This window comes from Solibacillus faecavium (assembly GCF_014836905.1).
Taxonomy (GTDB): Bacteria; Bacillota; Bacilli; order Bacillales_A; family Planococcaceae; genus Solibacillus; species Solibacillus faecavium.
Window position 1 is genome coordinate 559217 of record NZ_JACSPZ010000002.1, and the last position, 23462, is coordinate 582678.

24 protein-coding genes and 1 pseudogene are annotated in these 23462 nt (G+C 35.4%); 12 read left to right on the forward strand and 13 right to left on the reverse strand.

Annotated elements, in window-relative coordinates:
• Positions 1-67: 67 nt before the first annotated feature.
• Positions 68-1129, reverse strand: coding sequence for a YkvI family membrane protein (locus H9635_RS06265; RefSeq protein ID WP_191699292.1), 1062 nt, complete (start codon positions 1127-1129; stop codon positions 68-70).
• Between the two features lie 515 nt (positions 1130-1644).
• A complete protein-coding gene (locus H9635_RS06270; RefSeq protein WP_191699293.1) occupies positions 1645-3642 on the reverse strand; it encodes a catalase in 1998 nt (665 codons plus the stop codon).
• Positions 3643-4333: 691 nt separating this feature from the next.
• On the opposite strand from H9635_RS06270, the gene H9635_RS06275 reads away from it, so the two are divergent.
• Genes H9635_RS06275 through H9635_RS06295 form a run of 5 tightly spaced genes read left to right on the forward strand, consistent with a single transcriptional unit; the run spans position 4334 to position 6949 of the window.
• Positions 4334-5050, forward strand: coding sequence for an ATP-binding cassette domain-containing protein (locus H9635_RS06275; protein ID WP_191699294.1), 717 nt, complete (start codon positions 4334-4336; stop codon positions 5048-5050).
• Positions 5047-5805: an ABC transporter permease gene (locus H9635_RS06280; RefSeq protein WP_191699295.1), complete on the forward strand. Its 759-nt coding sequence runs from the start codon at positions 5047-5049 to the stop codon at positions 5803-5805. The genes H9635_RS06275 and H9635_RS06280 overlap by 4 nt, the downstream gene beginning before the upstream one ends.
• 5 nt (positions 5806-5810) lie before the next feature.
• A complete protein-coding gene (locus H9635_RS06285) occupies positions 5811-6194 on the forward strand; it encodes a group-specific protein (RefSeq protein ID WP_191699296.1) in 384 nt (127 codons plus the stop codon).
• Positions 6178-6717, forward strand: coding sequence for an RNA polymerase sigma factor (locus tag H9635_RS06290; RefSeq protein ID WP_191699297.1), 540 nt, complete (start codon positions 6178-6180; stop codon positions 6715-6717). The genes H9635_RS06285 and H9635_RS06290 overlap by 17 nt, the downstream gene beginning before the upstream one ends.
• Positions 6701-6949, forward strand: coding sequence for a hypothetical protein (locus tag H9635_RS06295; protein WP_191699298.1), 249 nt, complete (start codon positions 6701-6703; stop codon positions 6947-6949). The genes H9635_RS06290 and H9635_RS06295 overlap by 17 nt, the downstream gene beginning before the upstream one ends.
• Before the next feature lie 62 nt (positions 6950-7011).
• Here the strand turns inward: H9635_RS06295 and H9635_RS06300 are convergent, their stop codons facing one another.
• Genes H9635_RS06300 through H9635_RS06315 form a run of 4 tightly spaced genes read right to left on the reverse strand, consistent with a single transcriptional unit; the run spans position 7012 to position 11482 of the window.
• Complete coding sequence (locus H9635_RS06300; RefSeq protein WP_191699299.1) at positions 7012-7857, reverse strand: MBL fold metallo-hydrolase; 846 nt, start codon at positions 7855-7857, stop codon at positions 7012-7014.
• Positions 7858-7905: 48 nt separating this feature from the next.
• Positions 7906-8967: a Ger(x)C family spore germination protein gene (locus H9635_RS06305; protein ID WP_318245186.1), complete on the reverse strand. Its 1062-nt coding sequence runs from the start codon at positions 8965-8967 to the stop codon at positions 7906-7908.
• Positions 8943-9989: a GerAB/ArcD/ProY family transporter gene (locus H9635_RS06310; RefSeq protein WP_191699300.1), complete on the reverse strand. Its 1047-nt coding sequence runs from the start codon at positions 9987-9989 to the stop codon at positions 8943-8945. Before H9635_RS06310 ends, H9635_RS06305 begins: the two co-directional genes overlap by 25 nt.
• Positions 9986-11482 carry a spore germination protein gene (locus H9635_RS06315; RefSeq protein WP_191699301.1) on the reverse strand — a complete coding sequence of 499 codons (1497 nt, stop codon included), beginning with the start codon at positions 11480-11482 and terminating at the stop codon, positions 9986-9988. Before H9635_RS06315 ends, H9635_RS06310 begins: the two co-directional genes overlap by 4 nt.
• A 195-nt stretch (positions 11483-11677) precedes the next feature.
• Between H9635_RS06315 and H9635_RS06320 the strand changes: the two genes are divergently transcribed.
• Positions 11678-13207 (forward strand): glycine betaine uptake BCCT transporter, encoded by a 1530-nt coding sequence (locus H9635_RS06320; RefSeq protein WP_191699302.1) that lies wholly within the window; start codon positions 11678-11680, stop codon positions 13205-13207.
• A 71-nt stretch (positions 13208-13278) separates the two neighbouring features.
• On the opposite strand, the gene H9635_RS06325 is transcribed toward H9635_RS06320, so the two are convergent.
• Positions 13279-14103, reverse strand: coding sequence for a cytochrome c oxidase assembly protein (locus H9635_RS06325; protein ID WP_191699303.1), 825 nt, complete (start codon positions 14101-14103; stop codon positions 13279-13281).
• On the reverse strand, positions 14096-14575 hold the full coding sequence (locus H9635_RS06330; RefSeq protein ID WP_191699304.1) for a DUF2243 domain-containing protein: 480 nt from the start codon (positions 14573-14575) through the stop codon (positions 14096-14098). The genes H9635_RS06325 and H9635_RS06330 overlap by 8 nt, the downstream gene beginning before the upstream one ends.
• Positions 14576-14816: 241 nt before the next feature.
• Here H9635_RS06330 and H9635_RS06335 point away from each other — a divergent pair, with 241 nt between their 5' ends.
• Both H9635_RS06335 and H9635_RS06340 read left to right on the forward strand, forming a co-directional pair.
• Positions 14817-15302 (forward strand): RNA polymerase sigma factor, encoded by a 486-nt coding sequence (locus tag H9635_RS06335; RefSeq protein WP_191699305.1) that lies wholly within the window; start codon positions 14817-14819, stop codon positions 15300-15302.
• A 4-nt stretch (positions 15303-15306) separates the two neighbouring features.
• The gene (locus H9635_RS06340) at positions 15307-16182 is read left to right on the forward strand and encodes a DUF3298 domain-containing protein (protein WP_191699306.1); all 876 of its coding nucleotides are present in this window, start codon (positions 15307-15309) and stop codon (positions 16180-16182) included.
• Positions 16183-16271: 89 nt separating this feature from the next.
• Here the strand turns inward: H9635_RS06340 and H9635_RS06345 are convergent, their stop codons facing one another.
• Positions 16272-17597 (reverse strand): amidohydrolase family protein, encoded by a 1326-nt coding sequence (locus H9635_RS06345; protein WP_191699437.1) that lies wholly within the window; start codon positions 17595-17597, stop codon positions 16272-16274.
• Between the two features lie 423 nt (positions 17598-18020).
• On the opposite strand from H9635_RS06345, the gene H9635_RS06350 reads away from it, so the two are divergent.
• A complete protein-coding gene (locus tag H9635_RS06350; protein ID WP_191699438.1) occupies positions 18021-18515 on the forward strand; it encodes a GNAT family N-acetyltransferase in 495 nt (164 codons plus the stop codon).
• A gap of 69 nt (positions 18516-18584) precedes the next feature.
• On the opposite strand, the gene H9635_RS06355 is transcribed toward H9635_RS06350, so the two are convergent.
• The 3 genes from H9635_RS06355 to H9635_RS06365 all read right to left on the reverse strand — a co-directional run bounded on the left by H9635_RS06355 (position 18585) and on the right by H9635_RS06365 (position 20309).
• Positions 18585-19127, reverse strand: coding sequence for an NADPH-dependent FMN reductase (locus tag H9635_RS06355; RefSeq protein ID WP_191699307.1), 543 nt, complete (start codon positions 19125-19127; stop codon positions 18585-18587).
• 111 nt (positions 19128-19238) lie between these two features.
• The gene (locus H9635_RS06360) at positions 19239-19766 is read right to left on the reverse strand and encodes a YceI family protein (RefSeq protein ID WP_191699308.1); all 528 of its coding nucleotides are present in this window, start codon (positions 19764-19766) and stop codon (positions 19239-19241) included.
• A 210-nt stretch (positions 19767-19976) separates the two neighbouring features.
• Positions 19977-20309 (reverse strand): DUF2500 domain-containing protein, encoded by a 333-nt coding sequence (locus H9635_RS06365; RefSeq protein WP_191699309.1) that lies wholly within the window; start codon positions 20307-20309, stop codon positions 19977-19979.
• A 177-nt stretch (positions 20310-20486) separates the two neighbouring features.
• Between H9635_RS06365 and H9635_RS06370 the strand changes: the two genes are divergently transcribed.
• Entirely contained in the window at positions 20487-21200 is a 714-nt protein-coding gene (locus tag H9635_RS06370) for a ZinT family metal-binding protein (RefSeq protein WP_191699310.1), read from the forward strand.
• Between the two features lie 117 nt (positions 21201-21317).
• Here the strand turns inward: H9635_RS06370 and H9635_RS06375 are convergent.
• Positions 21318-21760, reverse strand: a pseudogene (locus H9635_RS06375) (AAA family ATPase).
• A gap of 157 nt (positions 21761-21917) precedes the next feature.
• On the opposite strand from H9635_RS06375, the gene H9635_RS06380 reads away from it, so the two are divergent.
• Positions 21918-22286, forward strand: a complete 369-nt coding sequence (locus H9635_RS06380) for a VOC family protein (RefSeq protein WP_225231142.1) — start codon at positions 21918-21920, stop codon at positions 22284-22286.
• 246 nt (positions 22287-22532) lie between these two features.
• Entirely contained in the window at positions 22533-23207 is a 675-nt protein-coding gene (locus tag H9635_RS06385) for a VOC family protein (RefSeq protein WP_191699311.1), read from the forward strand.
• Positions 23208-23462 lie beyond the last annotated feature (255 nt).

Below are 23462 nucleotides of genomic sequence, written 5' to 3' on the forward strand. Positions count from 1 at the left end.
AAGGGGCCGGGTAAAATTTATTCAACTATTTTTGCGTTCACATAAACCAATTCAAGTAAAATAAAATTTACTGATTTTTTGCAACTTGTCTCTTAATTATAAAAGGAGCAGCTAGTAGTACAATAATAAGGATAATCCCCAAATAACCAATTAGAGGATAAAAATAACTAACTAGTCCAGTAAATCCTACATAGCTTGCTAAATAGCCAACAATCATCGTAATGACAAAGAATATTTTAAATTTCTGTGTTCCTGATTCTGCAAAGCGAGCTGAGAAAGAAAAGAACATTCCAACTGCTGTATTATAAATCATAGTAAAGATAACTAGTGACATGACAATACCTAGTGTTGGCGATAAGTTACTCACTATTCCCAGCATTGGCATGTCCAATGTGCCAACTTCTTCAATTTTGGAGAAAATAGCCAAATGGATTATGAGAATCATTATCCCTAAAACAAGTCCCCCTACTAATCCACCGATTGCTGCAGTTTTTGGACTTTTTTCAGCCCCGCCCATAACAATTGACATCGAAGCTCCAACTGCGATATTAAATGAAACGTAATTAATACTGGAAATAAACCAGTTTGGTAATGTTGTCGGTGTTGCTTGAGCTACTTCGTTTAAGGAAGCAAATGTCCCCTCCATAGTAATAAAACTGTAAATCGCAATAAATATAACGAAAATAATCAGAACCGGCGTAATGCTTCCGATGATTGAAACAACCCGATTTACTTTTAAAAATCCTGTTAACAGTACAAGTATTGTCATAAGAGTCGTACCTACAAAAATAGGTAACCCAAACTGCTGATTTAGGTTCGAACCAGCCCCGGCAAGCATAACGACCCCTACGCCAAACAACGTAAAAATAAGAATTAAATCGATTACAATTCCAAGATAACGCCCGCTAATTCGATAAATAACATCTTTATGTGATTTCGTTTTTGTATAACTCCCAAGCCATACTAAAAGCATACCAATACATGAAAATAGCACAGTCGATAAAATTGCTCCAAAAATCCCTAGTGTGCCAAAGCTAGTAAAGTATTGTAGTATTTCCTGTCCTGAAGCGAATCCTGCACCTACAATCACGCCAATAAATGCGCTTCCAATTTTTAATATATTTTTCAAACGCCTCACTCCCCTTTTTTGTATAACTACGATTCAATATGTATAAGAAAGATAACTTAGGTTATTCCTCACATAAGATTTTTCAGAATTCATATTAACTTGATTCATCCATTAAAATACTATCCTGCGATAATATATAAATAACCATTTTGCCCTGGTAATAAAGACCACAGCTCTAAAAGACTATAGTTTCCATTTAAGTTACTAAATAATTCCCCCTTTCCTTATTCTCATACAAGCTCTTGTTAATGTACAAATAATTCGATAACTCTCTTTGTCATGGAACTTTCATATTGGCTTTTATACCCATTCATAATATCATACTCTAGTAAACTAGCAATTTCACAGCAAAAAGTAGTGTAGCGTTTTTTTATTCAAATTACAAAGGCAAATATTATGGGCTAAAGAAAATAAACGTTGAAAATAATATTTCATGTGCAACAAAAAGACATTTTTCTCAATGAGAAAAATGCCTTTTTGAACTTTTTTATGCAACTTATTTGATTATATAAAGATTATCCCGTTGCATCTGTACGGTCAAAATGGCGGCCCATTTTTAAAGCATTAATAAATTCATCAGGCGCTGTTACAACACCCGGTGCATTTGCATACAATTTATCCATACCTTCAAATGCAATATAGCCTAGTGCTTTATAATGATTGAATATTTCATCTGCAAATCTTTGCATTTTACGATTTTGAACTACATCTGTAAAGCTTGCTGCCACAAATAGCCCATCGTAAAGAACAGGGTCTGCCGTATCTAATGTATGGTTAATTTCACGGTTATTGATCATGCCTTGTTTATCACTAATCAACTCAACAATAACCCCTTCATTTTCCAAACTTTGAATTAGATCATCCACATTGCTGTTTGTGTCGACAATAATACCAACCTTTTTTGCCTTTAAAATCGGTACTTGGTTTTTTAATATACTCACAGCATCTGATGGTGGCAAATCCGCTACCTGCTCGATTGACGCATCTGGTGCGGATACACCAATTCGCTGTGCAATTTGTTCAGCCATCGCACGGTCAACTCGTGCAAACATATCTACCGCTGCTTTACGGATTTCAATTGTTTCGACTTTTCCTAATTCAAAGCAGAAGGCATCAATAATATGCTCCTGTTCTACAGGCGTTTGGCTTAACCAGAATTGACGAGCCTGCGAATAAAAATCTTCAAATGACACGCTACGTGCACGTACTTTACGGCCTTCGATTTTTTCTTGATAATGAGCATAGCCGCCGTCTTTTTGATCCACTACATGCGGTGTATCGTTTTGTAATCCATTTCTTCCATAAGCAACACGTCCTTTATTAATCGTCATACGACCGTAACCATCACGCTGATTGTTATGGAAAGGACATACTGGACGGTTTATCGGCAGTTCATGGAAGTTTGGTCCACCTAAACGAATAAGCTGTGTATCTGTATATGAGAATAAACGCCCTTGTAACAATGGATCATTTGAAAAATCAATACCTGGAACAACATGGCCTACATGGAATGCAATTTGTTCAGTTTCAGCAAAGAAGTTATCAACATTACGGTTTAACGTCATTTTTCCAAGCTTTCGAAGAGGAATAAGCTCTTCTGGCCAAATCTTTGTTGGATCCAAAATATCAAAATCAAACTTGAACTCTTCTTCCTGTGGAATTAACTGTACTGCTAGCTCATATTCCGGGTAGTTCCCTGCCTCGATTTGGTCAAACAGGTCACGACGATGGAAATCAGGATCTTTACCTGCAATTTTTTGAGCTTCATCCCACACTAAAGATTCCATACCTTGTACAGGCTTCCAATGGAATTTTACGAAATGAGCTTCTCCATTGGCATTAACAAAACGGAATGTATTTACACCAAACCCTTCCATTTGGCGATAGCTCTTCGGAATTGCACGGTCAGACATATGCCACATTGTCATGTGCGCCGTTTCTTCATTGTTTACGACAAAATCCCAAAACGTATCATGGGCACTTTGCGCTTGAGGAATTTCATTATGAGGTTCCGGTTTTACTGCATGTATTAAATCAGGGAATTTGATCGCATCCTGAATAAAGAAGATTGGAATATTGTTACCAACTAAATCATAATTCCCTTCTTCTGTATAAAATTTCGTTGCAAATCCACGTACATCACGAACTGTTTCTGCTGAGCCCCTTGATCCTGCTACTGTCGAGAAACGTACAAATACAGGTGTTTGTCGACCCTTCTCTCCTAAGAAATGAGCCATTGTAATATCTGAGGCATCGCCATAGCTTTCAAATACACCATGTGCACCTGAGCCCCTCGCATGTACGACACGCTCCGGAATACGCTCATGGTCAAAATGCGTCATTTTTTCACGAAAATGAAAGTCCTCCATTATCGTTGGACCGCGCTCACCAATTGTTAAGGAATGCTCATCATTCGTTAATTTCAGTCCATGATTAGTAGTTAGCGGCTGACCTTCATCTTTTGTAGTAAACTGTTTCAATTGATCGACTTTTTTATTGTTATTGTTTTCCACGTCAAATCCTCCTCATACAAAATAGCAAGTTTCATAAGATAGATAGTTCACAACCATCTCTATTACTTTTCTACCCTATATCAATAAAAATAGTCCTTTGAAATATAAACGTAACATTTGAAATATAAGTGAAAAGTGTGTGGCAAATTCGAAAATCCTTATAACTATATACATAAAACAGCATCTCCCTATGAGGTCACTGTTTTTTCTTCATAATATTTTCAAGCATAAGAATGTAACCCAGCAATGACTAAGTTAACAAATATCTGATTAAAGCCGATAATTTCAAATTCAATTATGGTGGTTGGGGGTGGAGGCGGCAGATTGATTTGCGGAATGAGATAAATAGCGGAATAAATTTCCGTTATTTCTAAAATATTATAAAAAACAGTCAAAATAAGGGAAGGAATTTCCGTTATTGCACTAAAAAACATGAAATTTTAGGATTTTATTTGAAATAACGGTAAAACGTTCCCTTATTTACCCCGGAATTGAACTCCCCCCTCAAATAACGGTAAAATCTCCCCTTATTTTAGGAGGCATTCTCGGATTGGTGAGCCTCACAAACGGCATCTAATTCACAGCATATATATTATTTATAAAAAACTTGTAAATTTTTCAAATAAAAAATGAACTTACCTCTTTCCCCATTTGTATAGTTATTGAAAAGGAAATTAAAGGGGGCATCACCTTGTTAATTTTAGATAAAGTTCAAAAATCCTATCAGAACCACTCTGTTTTAAATGGAATATCATCAACATTTCAGTATGGCCATTGTTACCTGCTACTCGGTGATAATGGTGCTGGGAAATCAACATTGTTAAAATGCATTGCTGGAGATGAAAAAATCGATCATGGGTCTATCCGTGGAAACGAGCATGAAGATGTCTCAAATTTAGTCGCACTACAATATCAGTTTTTTGAAAGTTATTCTTTTTTAAAAGTGAAGGAAGTAATTCAGCTTTTCACAAAATTGATTGCTAATCCTTCCAACATTAAAGATCTTTACGAACTATTGGATATTACCCAGTACGAAAAAACATTAATTAAAAATACTTCAGGTGGCCAACGAAAAGCCTTATCCCTGTACTTAGCCTTTTTAATGAACAAACCAATCGTCCTTTTAGATGAACCATTTGCAGATTTGGATTTAAAAAAGAAAAAGCAATTATTCGGTTTTCTGCAAAACCAAGTAAACCTTCAAAATAAATGTTTGATTATTATTAGCCACGAAATTAAAGGGCTAGAAACGTTATTTGATTTTGTATATTTAATGCAGGATGGACAATTTATCGAACACGGTACGACAGAGGAGCTCGTGGAGAAATATAAAAACCCTACGTTTTCAGGTTTAGAAGCTGTGTATTTTGAAGTGACAGGACAATTATTAGGAGGTCGGATTAAATGATTATACAAGTAGCTAAAAGCTTTATATTGGAATCGATTCGTAACACTGGGGTATTTCTGGGTAATTTACTTCCTGCCTTTATATTTATCATTTGTTCATGGATATGTACGATCAGTATAAAAAGTAGTCCGGAAACGTTGGACTTTATGATTAAAGGTCAGTTTTTCCCAATCTCCATCATGCTTTTAGTGTTTGCCTTTGCATTTTCAAGTGCAACGATTTATTTGGCAGATTTAAAGGCAAATAATACAATTCATCTACTCAAACGAACAAATATTTCACCGGCAAAGTATTTTCTGGGGATTGGTTTAGGAGTTTTTCTAATGATGAATTTCGTGTTATTACTTTTATTGGCAGGCTATTCCTTCATTATTTCACTATCCATAACTGCTCTTATTTCCATCATTTTAATTTGTAATTTTGTTTTACTCGCGATTTATCCACTATGCTTTATCGTAGCTGGTATTGTAAAAAACGGGAAAGTTGCACAAAGTTTGCTTATCCCAATTATGCTTGTATTTATGTTTTCCATTACGATGACATCGCTATTTTTAACGATTAACGAGCAACAACCGCAGGATTATTATATTTACTTAATTTGGAATCCGATGCTATATTTAAGTGATACATTACAATTCCAGTTAAATTTAAATGACCATACATGGTTACCCCTTTATCAATATAGTATTATACTAACAATTCTTTGTATGATATTAAGTATATTTGCAAAACAAATTTATATAAGGCAGGACTGAGCAAAATGGGTATTGGATTTATTATTTCTCTTATCGTGGCTGCTATAGGGATCATTATTATTCTTGGTATCATGATTCCTTACCATAAAAAATATGTCATTAAAGAAAACGGCAAAATCAACTACAAAAAAACGAAAATTTATTTACGCTGGAATGTATTTGATACGCTTACCCTTATACTGGCTATATACACTATCTTTTGTGTTCAAGCATTAAATATGCTGCTTACTTTCGGTGGTGAAACTATTGAAAACCCATACGTTCAATTTTTTACAAATCAGGCCCAAGCCTGGGTCATTGTAACGATTTCCTATTTAGTGACAAGAATTTCTTCTACTTTAAAATGTATTAAAGCACAAATTGGTGAAGTCCATGACATTGACGAATGAAGAATTGATGCAGCAGGTTCAGACGGGTAATATAGAAGCATTAGGTGTATTATACGAACGACTTCATGAACCTCTATACTGCTTTTTATTCCGCTATACGAAAGAAGAACAAATTAGTATCGATACGGTTCAGGATGCATTTGAGATTTTGCAAAAGAAGCATCATCAGTACAATGCATCCCTCGGCACAGTGAAGTCGTTTTTATTTCAAATCGCCTATCGTCATTTAATTAATAAGCTAAATAGAAGAAAACGGTGGCAAACGCTGTTACCTTTTTTAGTTCCTATTCCTAAAAAAGCGCTGCAAACGGATGATAAACTTATGATTCAGCAGGCAATTGCAAAACTCCCGGACAAACAACGGGCGGTGATTTTACTTGCCTATTATGAAGATTTACCATTAGAAGAAATAGCACTTATATTAAGTATTCCAACAGGTACAGTTAAATCCCGTTTACACAAAGCCATTCAAGTCTTGAAAATTGAGTTAAAGGAGGCGTTCCAACATGAAAGAGGATTTTAAAAACGAAGAAGAACTTACAAACTTGTTGGACACTTACAAAATAGATGTACCAACAAAAAAGCTTTCTGTTAAACAATCACCTTTCAATCGTTTTATCCGTTATTTAGGTTCTCCTGCTAAGGATCCTTTAGAAAAGTTGTCAGACAGTAACAATGGGTATTTATTTTTAAAGCTCTTCCCATTAGCCAGCGGAATATTTTTGGCCATGATTCAAATCTTATTCCTTTTTTAAACATCAAAAGGCGTGTCCAATTATTTCAGACTCGCCTTAATCGCATGACTCTAACTTATTACTCATTCCAAATGTTTGCCATTTTTCGGTAGCGCAATCTTCTCGAAATTATCAATAAGATTTTTCAGTCCCTCGTTCAGTTCTGCCCCACCTATTGGCACACCATGCCCTGTAATTGCCACTGAAGGATTTAAAGCTGCTAGTTTTTTTACAGATTCAAAAGCTACATCAAAATCCTCTGTTAAATATTTTGGCGGTCCATTCATTTCTTTTTCCTGTGTGAATACTTTATACAACGATTCTTGCTTAACCGTTACAAAAGCATCCCCAGCAATTAGTGCCCCGTCTCTTTCACGATAAAGCGAAACATGCCCCGGTGTATGGCCTGGTGTATGAATCCACCGGAATCCTTCCATAAAAGGAACGGTTCCATCTGAAGGAAGTTCGTTAATGGCCTCTCCTAAATCGATCGCTTCATTAGGGAACATTGGTGACATTTTTGCGACTAGTCCACTATCTACACTTGGATCCGGCTTTGGATAATCTTTTGTGCCAGTTAAATACGGTAATTCCAAAGCGTGAGCAAAAACCGGAACTTGCCAGTGCTTAACAAGTTCAATGATTGCGCCTACATGATCAAAATGTCCATGTGTCAAAATGATCGCCTTTGCTTTTGCATTTTCACCAAATCTCTTGTCCGCTACAGAAATAATTTCTTCCGCGCTTTTCGGCATGCCTGCGTCTATTAAAACAAAGTCATTACTACCTGGACAACTGTAAAAAACAATATTTGCAATTTGAATTGTGTGTGCATACAAGTCTGGCAATAATTCCTGGCTCACCCCACTTTGTACGGATGTAGCAGGGATAAATTTATAATCATCGCCGTAATTCATTTCTTTTTCCATTGAATTGAAGACACTCCTTTTCAAAATATTTAACTGTGTTGATTACAGTTATTCCAATATACCCGTTTTCGTAATTTCTATATTTACCTTAGCGGAAATATCCAAATTAGAAAAATGCTCGTTCCAATCCTTTTTGAACCATTGCGGGTGAAATGCTCGAACACTACGACCAAGCCCTAACGCATCACACTTTGCTTCTTGTAATTTTTTTAATACTTCATTCATATCATGCTCAATCTTTTCAGTAAGAAATTTGTCCAGCTCTTTTCTATTGCTTACCTTATCTAAGTTATCCTGTGGAAATTCAGAGACCATAAAATCAATGTTAAGATCAATTTCAATTTTATTTTCTGAAATATTAAGCTTCCTTTTTAAGTTATCCACCCGGACAGTTATAGGACTATCTTTAAATAAATAAGTAATCCGTGTCGAAAACCCCAGCGAATCATTCATAATATTCAATAGTATCGCTTCAGTTGTATTTAAGGTTTTGCCGGTATAGTGCCTACCCGAAAATAAAGCAATACCATCCGCATTAGGACGGTCATCCTCCCCCATTTTCAAGTAGGGCAAGGCCAAATCTTGGGCATCTTCAAAAATTAAAGAAGTAGCGGTTTGTAATGTGTACGGAATAACTAAAGAGTTTTCTTCGAGACTTGTGATAAAGCGGTCATAATATTCTCCTGTCGTACTTTGCCTGCTTTCAGTTATTTCAAAAAATCGTTTCAGCTCTCCTTGAACAATGGCTAATTTTGAAGTAATTGGACTGTTGGCATCCCGAAAATAAATATCCAAATACTCATAAATATTATGCTCTGCGGTTTCCTCAGACATGAGAATTGTTGATAAAACAGATAAATCCATTGTCTGCTCAACTTTTACCTCTGCCTCCTGACGCACATCACGTGGTGAAATACCATTACCTGTAATAACTACTGTTTTCATTTCTGGTGAGGTAGCCTCCGGATAGGCATAATAACCAGTCAAATCTCCTATTGTACCTTCTATGCCAGTGAGCGATACTACGGATGAATTTTTATAAAGTCTCTCATCCCAACACCCCGCTAGAAAAAGTGGTGTAACGATTAAGATGATTTTTCCGATTCGGATAAAGTTCGCCCCCTCACTTTATTCAAAATAATAATAATAATCGGTAATAAAAAGGTGAAAAAAATAGTGCCATAAACTAAATAGTTCGTAAAAAATTCGAGTAATGAAAAACGAATCCATAAATTAGCCGTCACGCCGACTAAAGTAAAAAAAACAAGTTGCTTCATTATTGGTGATTTTATTTTCTTTTCAAAATATACAAGGCGCATGACAAGTACATAATTTACAATCGTCACTAATGACCATGAAAGCCAAATATATACAAAAAACAAATCCAACCGTTTAACGAATGTCACTTCAACAGAGTGTAAAATATACAAAATTGGTTCTGGAACGATTTTTATTTCATCTAATGCAAAATACATCAAAGTAAACGAAATCGCCAGTAAATAAAAGCTTGTTAATATTATGGAATAAATAGTAATTACTTTTTTAGATACTTTTTCATTTTTAAATAAGTACTTCCGCAGTATGATATACGTTTCTGCCCCCCCAAATGCATAAGTACTATAAACAAAACCCATAAACCAAGTATTTGACCGATCGTAAAAAAGAGGAAGTAGATTGGTCGGATTTAAACTCGGTACTGTTAAAAACATGAATATTAAAAATAGAAAAAGCATCGGAATCAATACAACGCCTATATTAACGGCAGTTTCAGGTCTACTAACACTTGCATATAGGCAAACGGATAAGAAAATGCCTATTAGCACAATCGTTGGTGTATTCGGGAATACCCAAGACGTTAATACATACGTAATATAACTTACAAAAATTGTAATATACAAAGTCCAATAAATCAGGTAAAGTGCTTTTGTAAAACTATTTAAGAAGAAATATTGATGCACTCGTTCAAAAAACAATAGTTGCAGGAAGAATATGAACGCAACAACTAGAAATTGAACGGTTGCATCTCGGTGGGCATGCTCAATGATCAGATTTTGTACCGATGTATAAACAAAACCTGTTTGCATAACGAACATCAGAAGAAATAATTGTACTTTCGTCAACTGAACAGTCATGCTTTATCATCCTTTTTGGGAGAAAAACTTGTTGGCTGTCTATGTGGTTCATAATAAGGGCCACGGAAAAAGATTTTTTTAATTCCTTTTGGATCAAAAGGAATTATTGGTGAAAAATATGGACGTTTAAATGAGCTTAAATTTAATAAATGTACAACTAATAAAAATGTCCCAATTACAATTCCAAAAAAACCAAAAAGTGATGCTAAAATCATAAATGGGAATCGGAGCATACGAATCGTTGTATTGAGTTCGATTGATGGTACAACAAAGCTTGAAATAGCTGTAAATGCTACAACAATTACCATTAAATTTGATACAAGCCCCGCGCTTACAATAGCATCCCCAATTACGAGTCCTCCAACAATACCTATTGTTTGTCCAATTGATTTCGGTAGTCGAACACTAGCCTCACGAATCAGTTCAATCGTCACTTCCATGATCAGTGCTTCAATAAGTGGTCGATATGGAATCTGGTTTATATCTGTCTTCACTTTATTGGCAAGTTCAAGCGGCAGAATTTCAAAATGAAAGCTTACAATGGCAATATAAAATGCTGGCAGAAAAATGGCGGAAAGGATACTGAATAACCGCATCAATCGATAAAATGATCCAACAAATACGCGCGCATTAAAATCATCCGGTGTTTGATAAAACGAAAAAAATGTAACTGGTCCAACGAGTGCATTCGGTGATAAATCAGACATTATGGCGATTTTCCCTTCCAAAATATTCGCCACAACACGGTCTGGCCGTTCTGTATTTAAAAGTTGAGGAAACGGAGACCACACTTGATCGTCTAAATAGTCACTAAGTTGCCCAATGCTATAAAACATATCTATATCAATCGCATTTAACCGGTCTTCTACTATTTTAAGTGCACCACGATCCACTACATTTTCTACATACAAATAATAAACGGTTGCTTTCGTCTCTTTTCCGAGTGTAATTTTTTTTACAACAAGCTTTTTATTTTTTATACGTTTTCTAATAAGCTGCATATTTGTTTCAAAGTTTTCTACAAACCCTTCATGCGAACCCCTTAATATTTGTTCATTCCCCGGCTCTTCTGGTGAATTATGGGCAAATTCTACATTGTTCAAACGAATCATCTGTTTGGACTCCAATAAGATGATTAGTGTCTCACCATTACAAACATAATCAATCAGTTTTTGCTGATTATATTTTTCTGTAGTAATAGTAATGGAATCTTCGTTCACAATTTGAGTTTGCATTTCACTTTTTTCACTTGCTTCTGTTTCATTTGAATTTTCTTTATTAGCATTCGTATCCTGTAGAAACGATTGATTCATTCGTTTCAGATTCCAAAGGTTCTGTTCTACATCCTTTTTATTTACAAGTGATGAATAATAGCACAAAATTACTTTCTCATCTTGACCGAGCGTAACCTCTTTCACAACGAAATCTGCTGAATGGAGGAATTCCTTATTGAGTCGTTTAATTTCTTGCTTAATTTCCGTTGTTTGTGTCAATACAACTCCCCCCCTTTTTTGACAAGTATAGGATATTTACAAAAGAGTTATTCACTTTTGTTAAAGTCAGGAAGATGTGATTTATTGAAGGAATTTTAAGAAATAATCGTTTGTAATTACAAAGTTTTGAATAAATATGTTTATTTTTCTGTAACAAGGTAATACATTTATTAGTTTAGGTTAGGGGGTCAATATATGAAAAATAGAGGCATTGTTTTTTGGAGTTCAATAACGCTTACATTAATAGCCGTATTAGTAGGCGTTTTAGCCCCAAATTTATTGGAGAATATAACGAGCAACATCCAGAATTTACTTACGAACACTTTTGGCTGGTATTATTTATTAGTTGTAGCTATTATTATTGCTTTTTGTGTATTTTTAATTTTAAGTCCTGTTGGGGCAATTCGTCTTGGTAAATCGACGGATAGACCCGATTATAGTAATGTCTCCTGGTTTGCTATGCTCTTTAGCGCAGGTATGGGAATTGGTTTAGTATTCTGGGGCGCTGCTGAGCCGTTATCACATTTTGCGATTAATTCACCAATAGCTCCCGAAGGCTCTCAACAAGCATTGAAAGATTCCTTCCGTTTCACTTTCTTCCATTGGGGTATTTCAGCATGGGCAATTTATGGGGTAGTTGCTTTAGCATTGGCCTATTCAAACTTCCGAAAAGGGGCGCCTGGTCTTATTAGCTCTACTTTATTCCCTATTTTCGGTGAAAAAACAAAGGGTCCAGTAGGTCATATAATTGATATTATTGCTGTATTTGCTACGGTAATTGGTGTTGCGACAACACTCGGTTTAGGTGCTCAGCAAATTAATGGCGGACTTTCCTTTTTATTTGATATTCCAATTAGCTTTACAGTCCAATTAATTATTATTGTTATAGTAACGATTTTATTTATCGTTTCAGCGTCAACAGGACTTGATAAAGGGATTCAACTGTTAAGTAACTGGAACATTTATTTAGCAGCAGCCTTGTTATTATTAACATTATTTATTGGTCCAACAGTAAAAATAATGAATGATTTCACGTCAGGACTAGGCAGCTATTTACAGAATTTTGTGCATATGAGCTTACGTACTGAACCTGGGAATGCAGATAGCCGGGCTTGGATTGATGGATGGACAATTTTCTATTGGGCATGGTGGATGTCCTGGTCCCCATTCGTCGGTATATTTATTGCGCGTATTTCAAAAGGACGTACAATTCGCGAGTTTTTGATGGGTGTTATTTTAGCACCAACGCTTGTCAGTCTTTTCTGGTTTGCCACTTTTGGGACAACCGCTATTGAAACTTATATCTCTAAAGATCAAAGCATTATCGACTTACCGACTGAGCAGATGTTATTTGGAGTTTTCGACCATATGCCATTCGGTTTTATCTTATCGATTATCGCTTTACTATTAATTACCTTTTTCTTTATTACATCAGCAGATTCCGCCACATTTGTACTCGGTATGCAAACAACATTCGGTTCAATGAATCCTACATTCCGAATCAAATTAATCTGGGGTATTTTACAAGCTTCTATCGCTGCTAGTTTACTGTTTTCTGGAGGATTAGCCGCACTTCAAAATGCCGCCATTATTGTAGCATTTCCATTCTCATTTATCATCTTACTAATGATGCTTTCTTTATATAAATCGTTAATGGAAGAACGGCAAAAATTAGGTCTTTACATTCGACCTAAAAAACAACCGCCCTCAAATCTAAAGAAATAAGGTGTACAAAATAAAAAGCGATGAAAATTTTAACTTTCTAAAATTTTCATCGCTTTATTTTTATATTATTTCTATACCTTAATCTCAACAGATGAATTTCTGCGTGGTTTTGCTGATTTGTACCATTGCCAGCAGAATATTATAATAAGCACTACTTCAATCCAATCCCCTGCATAATACATCACCATGCTACCCATTTCTGCCTCTTGCCGAGAAACTCCTGCTGGCGGGTTTGCATACATATATTTTGACAAAATATCATGCCCGGCTATTGCAGCAATTAATACGATTGCCCGAAATAGGTAGGAATACTGATGATAGACAGGATCAAAATAAATAATTGAAATTGTAAATACATAGCCAGCTATAAAGAAATGCAAATGAACAAATAAGGCAAAAAATGCATTTTCATGCATAAGCATATATAAATCTGTTGTATATAAAAGCCATAGACCACCTACATTTAATATTGCGGCAGTTATAGGATGTGAGACAAATTGGATGAACCGGCTTTTTAAAATTCTCGTTATGTTACGCGCTAATGACGTATTGACCGTTCTTAGCAATAAAGTCATCGGTTTAGCAATCGCCATAAAAATCGGTGCAACCATACCTAATAGTAAATGACTCACCATATGTGCCGTAAAATTAGTATGTGCACTGTTTGCCAATGGTCCGACAACTGAAACGAGTGCGATTACCATCGCCAACGTCCATAAAGCGGTACGATAAATCGGCCAGTTTTTATAGCGATTATTCGTCATTATGGCTGCGATAATATATGCCGTGCCCAATAATACAAAAAATAAGCCCAGCAAATATTGAAGGTTCATTCCCGGTAATGATTGACTATGTGCAACATGCCCATGACTTTGAAGCAAATATAGACTATTCATTTGCAGTCTTCTCTTTTAAAGTACTGTTTTTTGATGTACGGAATAATAGAAAAACACCGATTAGTAAAATGATTAACGCACTGACGTTCCAAACAATATCATAGACGATGACATTGTCGACGTAACGGATTTGGTGAATTCGCATCCATTTGTGCTGAATAATTCCGTCATATAACTGGAATACACCAATACCTAATAACATACCACCTAGCCACCGTTGAAAGATCAAGCCATTTCTACGACGTAAATCTGCAAATAGAAATAACCCGGCAATCGTTGCAAACCAGCTGAAAGCATGGAAAATGCCATCGGAAATCAAGCCAATATCGGTAGTTGATTTATCATAGAAATGATGCCATCTTAATAACTGGTGAAATACTGTTTCATCAACAAAGGCAATGAGACCGACGCCAAATAAAATTCCTGACCACATATTCCGGCGGGAAATTCCTTTTCTGTTGTTATTTTGCATATCACTATAGAGCCCCTTTCCTTGTAATTCGTTACATGTAATCTCTCCAAATTCATAACAACATATTCGATAGTAGAAATTCCCCTCTTGCTCGATTGACTAAACCTCCTCGTAAATTTTCCTACAACCACCCCCTGCTCTTCGAATGTATATTTATTTAAAAATATTTTATTTCTTTAAACTTTCCTTACCCCTTCACCCGTCTTATAATTGTCGACAGAGAAAAAAGGAGCTTCAAGGAATGATGGAAGAATTAGAAGATGCATTTATTACATTTATACGCGCACACCAAAACTCGCTATATAGACTCGCGTATAGCTATACAAAAAGCGAGCAGGATGCGCTCGATGTCGTGCAGGACAGTATTCAAAAAGGCTGGCTGGCGCTTAAGAAACTAACAAATCGTGAGCAAATGAAAAGCTGGTTTTATACGATTTTAGTGCGTACGGCGATTGATTTACTTCGCAAGCAAAGGCGTATCGAACTTATTGGAGACGAATCCCTACTGCAACTATCCGAACTAGATACATATCAAAATCTTGATTTACAGCAGGCATTACATCATTTACCTCTACAACTACGTGAGGTCATTGTGCTGCGCTATTTTGAGGATTTGAAAATAGAAGAAGTCGCACACATATTGGCGATTCCTCTAAGCACGGCGAAATCAAGGCTTTATAAAGCATTAAAGCTATTAAAAATTGAGCTAGAAATGGAGGAGAATTAGGTCAATGAATGATGACAAGTTAAAAAAGCTACACGCACAATATAAGGATGTACCTATTCCCGAAGAGTTAGAGACAATCATTGATAAAAATCTACAGCGTCCACTTAAGAAAAGAAAACGCAAACTGCCTATTTTTTTAACATCAGTTGCTGCGGCGGCAGTACTATTCACAGTCGGCCTGAATACAAATCCAGCAATGGCAAAAACTTTGGCGGATGTACCAGTTATCGGTCAAGTCGTACAAGTACTTACATTTACTAAATATGAAATGGAAAAAGATGCATATACAGCAGAAATTCAAGTACCTCAAATTTCGGGCTCATCTGCTGATATCGAAGCATTGAACGAAAAATACGCTGAGGAAGGCAAAACACTTTATGAGCAGTTTAAGACGGATATAGAGGAAATGGAAGCGGGTAATATGGCAGTAAATAGCGGCTATGTTATCGAGACGGATACCGATGAATTATTGTCATTTGGTCGTTATGTAGAAGTCACTGTCGTATCTTCTTCTACTGTTATGCAGTACACAACGATTGATAAAAAGGCTGAAACGGTCATAACATTAACGAGCCTATTTAAAGATGATCGCTACTTAGACATTATTAGTCGCTATATAGAGGATGAACTACGTAATAGAATGATTGAAACAGAAGGGTCTGATATGTACTGGATCGGTGGTACAGAGTATCATGACGAAGCATTCGGTGTCTTTGAAGGTATTTCCCCTGACCAAAACTTCTATATTACCGAAGAAGGAAAGCTTGTAATGTCGTTTGATGTATATGAGATAGCACCAGGCTTTATGGGCCTTGTAACTGTTGAAATTCCGACAGAACTACTTCAGGATGTGCTGGTGAGTAATAAATATATTAAATAAGAAAATAATTCACCAATTTTAAACAAGCAGGTGTATCCTTTTTAAATGGTTACACCTGCTTTTCTTTTTACTACAACCTCAAAGAATTTTTATTCTGCTTTTAACCCTAATTTCTCAAATTCCTTTATAAGATCATTAACATAAATCGTCATTTCTTCTTCTGATGGAATTGCCTCTAGCAGCTGTCTTGTTGAATAAACAGCCCCTCCTTTTACTAGACATTCCATTTTCATTGTATTTTCAATTTGACGTAAAGGATCCTCAGCCAATATTAAAATATCAGCAATATAATCTTCCTTTATTTCACCTAAATTGTTTATTTTTAAAGCCTTCGCTGCATTCATTGTTGCTTGTTGAAGGGCCTCCAGCGGTGTAAATCCTGCGTCAACAAATAGTTGCAGTTCACGGTGCATTGCTAAACCGGGGTATGTAAATATCCCAGCCGGTGTATCTGTTCCAGTCACTACAGTGCCGCCCATTTTAAAGTAAATATAGGCAATTTTTTGGATCATTTTTGTTTGAATTCCAAATGATGACTGACCCGATTTTGTTTGTGCGCCAGGCAACCAATGCTTAAACAAATAGTCCATTTCTTCTATGTGCTGTACAATTTCATGATTTGTCGTCCAATAGTCTTCTGCCAATCTCATTTGATCATACAAGACCATTGTTGGACAAAGTTTAACATCCTTCTCCAGCAACTGTTTACACACGTTCGTTATTTTTTCTTCATCTGGGTTTTCCCACGCTATTGAATTCCATACCTCTGTAGGGGAATTCCAAGTCCATCCCGGATACATTGCCTGAATTATTCCAGAACTATGCTCAAGCCAGTCGATCCCCATATTTGCAGCATCTATTGCGTTTACCTTTTTGGAATGCAAAATATCACTACTTACTTCCAATCCATGTTTCTTCGCCTCTTGAACGACAACCTCCATGAACTCAGGATCAAGCCATCCGTATACTTTAATAAAATGTGCACCAAGCTGAACTTGTCGATCAACCTCTTGTTTAGCAAGTAAAACGTTATCCACATTAATATTGTAAGCTGTATCATCACCCCATAAGCCAGGCGGTCCATCAATCATGCGATCTGCCGATATAACACGAGGCTCATAGTCTTTTCCATCCGCATCAATAAACGGCTTCAATTCGATTATGCTCCCTGCTGTATTTCGAACAGTTGTAATGCCTGCCGCTGTAAAATAATTAGCAAAGTGCTTTTTTATATGTACATGCATATCAATCAGTCCTGGGATTAACCATTTCCCAGTACAATCAACGATTTCTGCACCTTCTATATGTAGATTTGAATCAATTTTTTTAATGATATTTTGTTCAATGTAAATATCCTGTATTTCATAATTGCCGGTTTCCATATTTAATAAATAACCATTTTTTAATAGTAACACTGTCATCAGCTTCCCTGTTTTTTTAAATTTTAGTTTACTTCCAATATTTTGTAAATAATAGAAATTCCTATAGTAAATGGGTTATCACTGTAACATGGGGAGAATTATCAAATAAAGATTTTTTCAGTGCCCCTCTAAAATAAGGGAAGCTTTTACCGTTATTTTAGGGGGGTAGCTCATTTTTAGAATAAATAAGGGAACGTTTTACCGTTATTTGAAATAAAATCGTGATATTTCATGTTTTTTAAGGCAATAACGGAAATTCATTCCTCTATTTATTTCATTGCGCATTCCCATCTCCCTCCACCTCTTTTGCGCTAGGGCATTGTTTGGAGGACTCAATTTTGTCACCCTCCTAGAAACTGTTAAACTAATAACAGGAAGAGCAATAAAAGCAGACACTATTTTTAAAGGAGCGATATGATGCTAATAAGACAGGCAGTTGAAAGTGATGCACCGAAACTTATTCCAGTTATGAAGGATGCTGAAGAATCTGGTTTTATGTTATATGGACCCGGTGAAAGGGAAATGAAGGTAGAGCCTTTAATTAAATTTATAAACACACTGAATAATGCACCCAAATCGGGCTTCTTTGTCGCAGAAGATAACGAAGAGATTTTAGGTTATCTTCTTCTCAAAGCAGAAAACTTATCAAGAACTTCTCACCGCGCCATGATTGCGATTGGTATACATAGTAATAGCCGCGGAAAAGGTGTTGGCTCAAAACTGTTCGAACATATTATAAACTGGGGAAAACAGATGCAGCTCCACCGGTTAGAATTAACCGTCATCGAAACGAATGAACACGCAATTAAGCTTTATCAGAAAATGGGGTTTGAGATAGAGGGAATTAAGAAAGACTCCTTACTAATTGATGGACAATATATAAATGAAATATATATGGCCAAATTGCTTTAACGACGTCTTTTGAATGCTGAATATAAATTGAACTAGCATGCGCAATAAGCACATGCTAGTAATTGGTAATTATCGAATTGTTTTTAAAGCTGTTGCCCAAGGAATTACTTGGTCTAACATTTGATTTACGGAATCTACTTGAACATCTTTCGGTTTGAAAGTAGTGCCATTTTCAAAATCCGTGAATAATGATAATGCCGGGTGTACGCGTACATCTGCAACTGATAATTCGCCTAAAATACCACGTAAATGTTCGGCAGCACGAGCACCACCAACAGAACCGTAAGATACAATACCTGCTGATTTATTGTTCCATTCCACGCGTAAATAGTCTAATGCATTTTTAAGTGCCCCCGTGATCGAATGGTTATATTCTTGAACAATAAATACAAATCCATCTTGTTTTGCAACCGCTTCAGACCATGCTGCTGTACCTGATGCGTCTTTGCCCGGTTCACCTAGTAATGGTAAATTAAAGTCCGCAATATCAATAATTGTATAATTTGCGTCCCCACGTTTATCTCCAAGCTCTTTTACCCATGCACCTACTTGTGGACTTACACGACCTTCACGAGTTGATCCTAAAATAATGCCAATATTTAATTTTTCCAATTTATTTCTCCTCCACTCTGTTGTCTAGCTACCAACAAATTTTGTTATTCAATACCCGCAACGATTATAAATATTCCCTTATTAACTAATAAATATTCTTATATATAACGTTTAAGCTGCAGGGTTTAATTCAAGCTCGACCTTAATTTTGATGTCTTTTCCTACTAATACGCCACCTGTTTCTAAAGCTGCATTCCACGTTAGACCGAAATCTTCTCGGTTAATTTTTGTTTCGGCTTCAAAGCCATAAACTTCAACACCCCATGGATTTACACCTTTACCCCCAAATTCAACGTCGAATGTTACTGTGTTTGTAATCCCCTTAATTGTTAAATCTCCTGTTACCTTATAATCGTCTCCGGCTTTAGAGATATTTGTAGAATTAAAAAGAATTTCTGGATATTCGTCTGTACTAAAGAAGTCTGGTGATTTTAAATGATTATCACGGTCTTCATTATTCGTGCTAATACTCGCTACATTAATTCCAAATTGAATCGATGCTGTTGTTAAATCCGTTAAATCTGCTGCCTCTACATCTGCAGTATAGCTATTAAAGTGCCCCTTCACTTTAGATACCATCATATGTTTTACTTCAAATCCAATTGTTGAATGTGATTGATCGACTGACCATTTTGTCATTTTATATTCTCCTCCATTTTATCTCGATTTCAAGATATATACTTAAAATAAAATTCCGAAATCTAATATCTCGAACTTGAGATAAATATAACAAATGCTTTTTAAATCGTCAAGTACTTATTTTTAAAATAATCAAAAAATGCTCAGACCCTCTTTTATCGAGATCAGCCTGAGCAATTTTATTCTTTTCTATTACACTAAAAACCTACATTATCCTTGGCGTTCAAAAGAAATATAGCGTGTACCTTGAAATGATAATAAACCAAGATCTTGCTCCACTAGCATCCCATACTCATTACCCTTTACATTTAGTTCCATTCGGTCTCCGCTTTGTACTTCAAAAGTTACATAATATGTAGTGCGCGAATGGTCGCCTTGAACATGAATCCGCTTTGAGGCAACTTCGGCTGGCACCGTAAGAAGCGGAGAATTATTATTTTTAATTCCCTCTTTAATATTCGAAAATAGGATGAAAATAATAGCAATAAATATAATTCCAAAAAATATCGGGAAAATCGAAAACATAATATCTCCAAAAAACATATGAACACTTCCTTTCTATTTTTTATACGTTCATAGCCTAAAAGAGTTTCAATAATTCCAGAAATTTCAGAAACCACCCCCACAAATAGTAACGATTACTATTTGTGTTGACAACAGTTAATATTGCATCTATAATCAATAATCGTAATCATTACTATTTATAAAAGAGGCAGGAAAATGAAAAGTGCAGCATTAAAAGGGTTAAGTGTTTTACTCCTAAGTTCGTTTTTAGCAGGATGTCAGTCTACTGAAACAAAGGAAGTGGAAAATACACCAGAAGCAGAAACGAAGGCAGTCACTAATGAATCATCTAAAAGCGAGCAAAATCATTCCCATACGCATGATGAAGACGCAGAAAGAATTTACTCTGGGTATTTTGAAGATAGTCAAGTACAAGATCGCGCACTTTCCGATTGGGAGGGTGATTGGCAATCTGTGTACCCATATTTACTAGATGGCACACTAGATGAAGTATTTGAACATAAAGCACAGCAGAATGGTGATAAGACAGCCGAGGAATATAAAGCGTATTATGACATCGGCTACAAAACCAATACAGAACGTATCGTAATCGAAGGAAACAATGTCACATTTTACGAAAATGGAAAAGCTTTCACTGGAGAATATGAAGCAGATGGTTATGAAATTCTAAATTATGAAGCTGGAAATCGTGGCGTACGGTTTATATTTAAACTAACAGAACTGGCAGACAAATTACCACAGTATATTCAATTCAGTGATCATAGTATTTCTCCTACAAAAGCGGATCATTACCATATATATTGGGGAGACGATCGAAAAGCATTATTGGAGGAAGTAACAAATTGGCCTACATATTTCCCTAGCGATTTGGACGGACATACAATAGCACATGATATGATTGCACATTAATTTTATAGAGCAGCAATAAAAGGAAACCTTCGAAAGTTGGTTTCCTTTTATTTTTTCAATTATGATTTATAAATACATTGGGGTTTGATAATGCACACATCAAGCCCCTTCCCTTTTTTAACTATTAATGTAATTAAGCACATCATCTATATATGTATGTAATGGATTATCTGTTTTCACAGTAAGACATGTTAGATTAGCAGGTTTTTTATTATTTTTTATCGTAGTATAAAAAATATCTTTATTTTCCACCTGTGCAATTTGGCTGATTTTTTTCATTCTACTTTTTAATCGATTATTAATTTCATCAAAATTGGCTAAATAACATTCAATATACTTATATTTCGCATTATAGGTACGGGATATTGCCATTCCCTTTTCTATCATCTCATCGTATAGGCACGGGCTATCAAGAATGACATTTTTCCCTTTACCGAATTCAGCAATGCAGATTTAACAATGTCATGATCGACTATGACACAATCTATTCTATTTGCAATTTCCAGTGCTAATGTAGATTTCCCCGAGCCTGGGAACCCGGACATTTGTATAAAAAACATTGCTCCTCTTCCTTACCTCCCTTGAATTTTTTTAATATAAATCTAATAAAGCATATTGTAATTTGTAAATTTTTACAATATGAATTTAAGAATTTTTTAAAGGAACCTCATTAATACTTGTCGAATATTCAGAATAAAAGTGAAAAGGTGGGATACTATGGTGAACAACGTTTGTGTTATAAGTATTTACGTACCCGATTTAAAAGAAGCAATTGACTTCTATACGAGTACTCTTGGGTTTGAATTAAACAAGCAATATGGTGCTAATATTGCTTCACTTGTAAACGGTGATTTACCGATTATTTTAGAAGAAAACACTAATACAATCTCAATCCAAGATCAAAAAGCTTCAAGAGTTGTATTAGGTTTGCGAACGGATAATATTTATGAAACGGTGAAATTTTTAAAAGATAAAGACGTAAATTTTATAATAGAGGAACCAACAGATTGCCCTCCAGGGAAATTTATTAGCTTCAGTGACCCCTTCGGAAATATATTGGAATACCTACAATTTGAAAATGTGTAACACTTTCAACTTCTATTAGATTAATAAAGGGAAACTTATCCTATTTGAAAGTTTCCCTCGCTAAAGGAGCAGATGATTGTTTACCTTGTTTCATTAAGTAATGTAATTCTACCTCCATTATTCAGATTGAGCTTATATCAAAATAAAATTTTCAAACCACATAGTCCCTTCAATCAAAAGCCGTATTTCTTTTTGGATATACTACATGTAAGATAATCTTCAAATAAGGGAAGAAGGTGCATTACTTTGAAATTTAAAAAGGTATTACTTCAAACAAATGATTTAGAAGTAATGAAAAATTTTTATAAAAATAATTTGGGCTGTACATTGGAAAATGAACTTGCAGACAGCTTTGAAGTGACATTTGGCTATACAACGATTGAGTTTAATAATCGCAATGTTAAAGGAAATCCATTTTATCATTTTGCGTTCGATATTCCGTCCAATCAATTTCTAGAAGCAAAAGAATGGGTTTTAAAGCGAGTAGCTTTATCCATAGAAGATGGTAAAGATGACGTTTATTTTGAAAATATTAAGGCTCATTCTCTTTATTTCGAGGACCCTGCAGGCAATATTTTGGAATTCATCTCCAGAACCAAAGACAATCCAACAAGTGAAACCTCTTTTTCTATCAACAATATTATACAAATGTCAGAAATGAGTTTAGTGGTTGAAGATAAAGTAATGGTTGCCGAAGAGTTGAAAAAAGCAGGCATTATTGAACGTAATGGGGAGAAAATTAAACACACTGGTTTGAATTTTATGAGCGATAAAAATGGAGCAGTCTTTTTACTGCTTGTCTCACCAAATAGAAGATGGTATTTCTCCCAAAAGGATGCTGTTATTTTTCCAATGACAATTACTTTGGAAAATGACGTAAAGCTGGGTATTGACGATAACGCTCAATTTTTCTTGATTTGAATGTTTAACAAAAATACGACGAGCAAAAGTAATGTCCTTCCTCTCGTAACTAGTTCGGTTGATGGGGACAGTAAATCCGCTATTATAAATAGCGATTAAAAATGCTCAGATTATTTCTGGGCGTTTTTTGATGAAATATTTAACTCTAATTGGAATTACTTAGAAAAATGCGGATTTACAACGATAAGGATATGCATGATTTTATACAAGAAAAACAATGACGCAGCATTCCCAAAAATACGCTCAAACCATTGT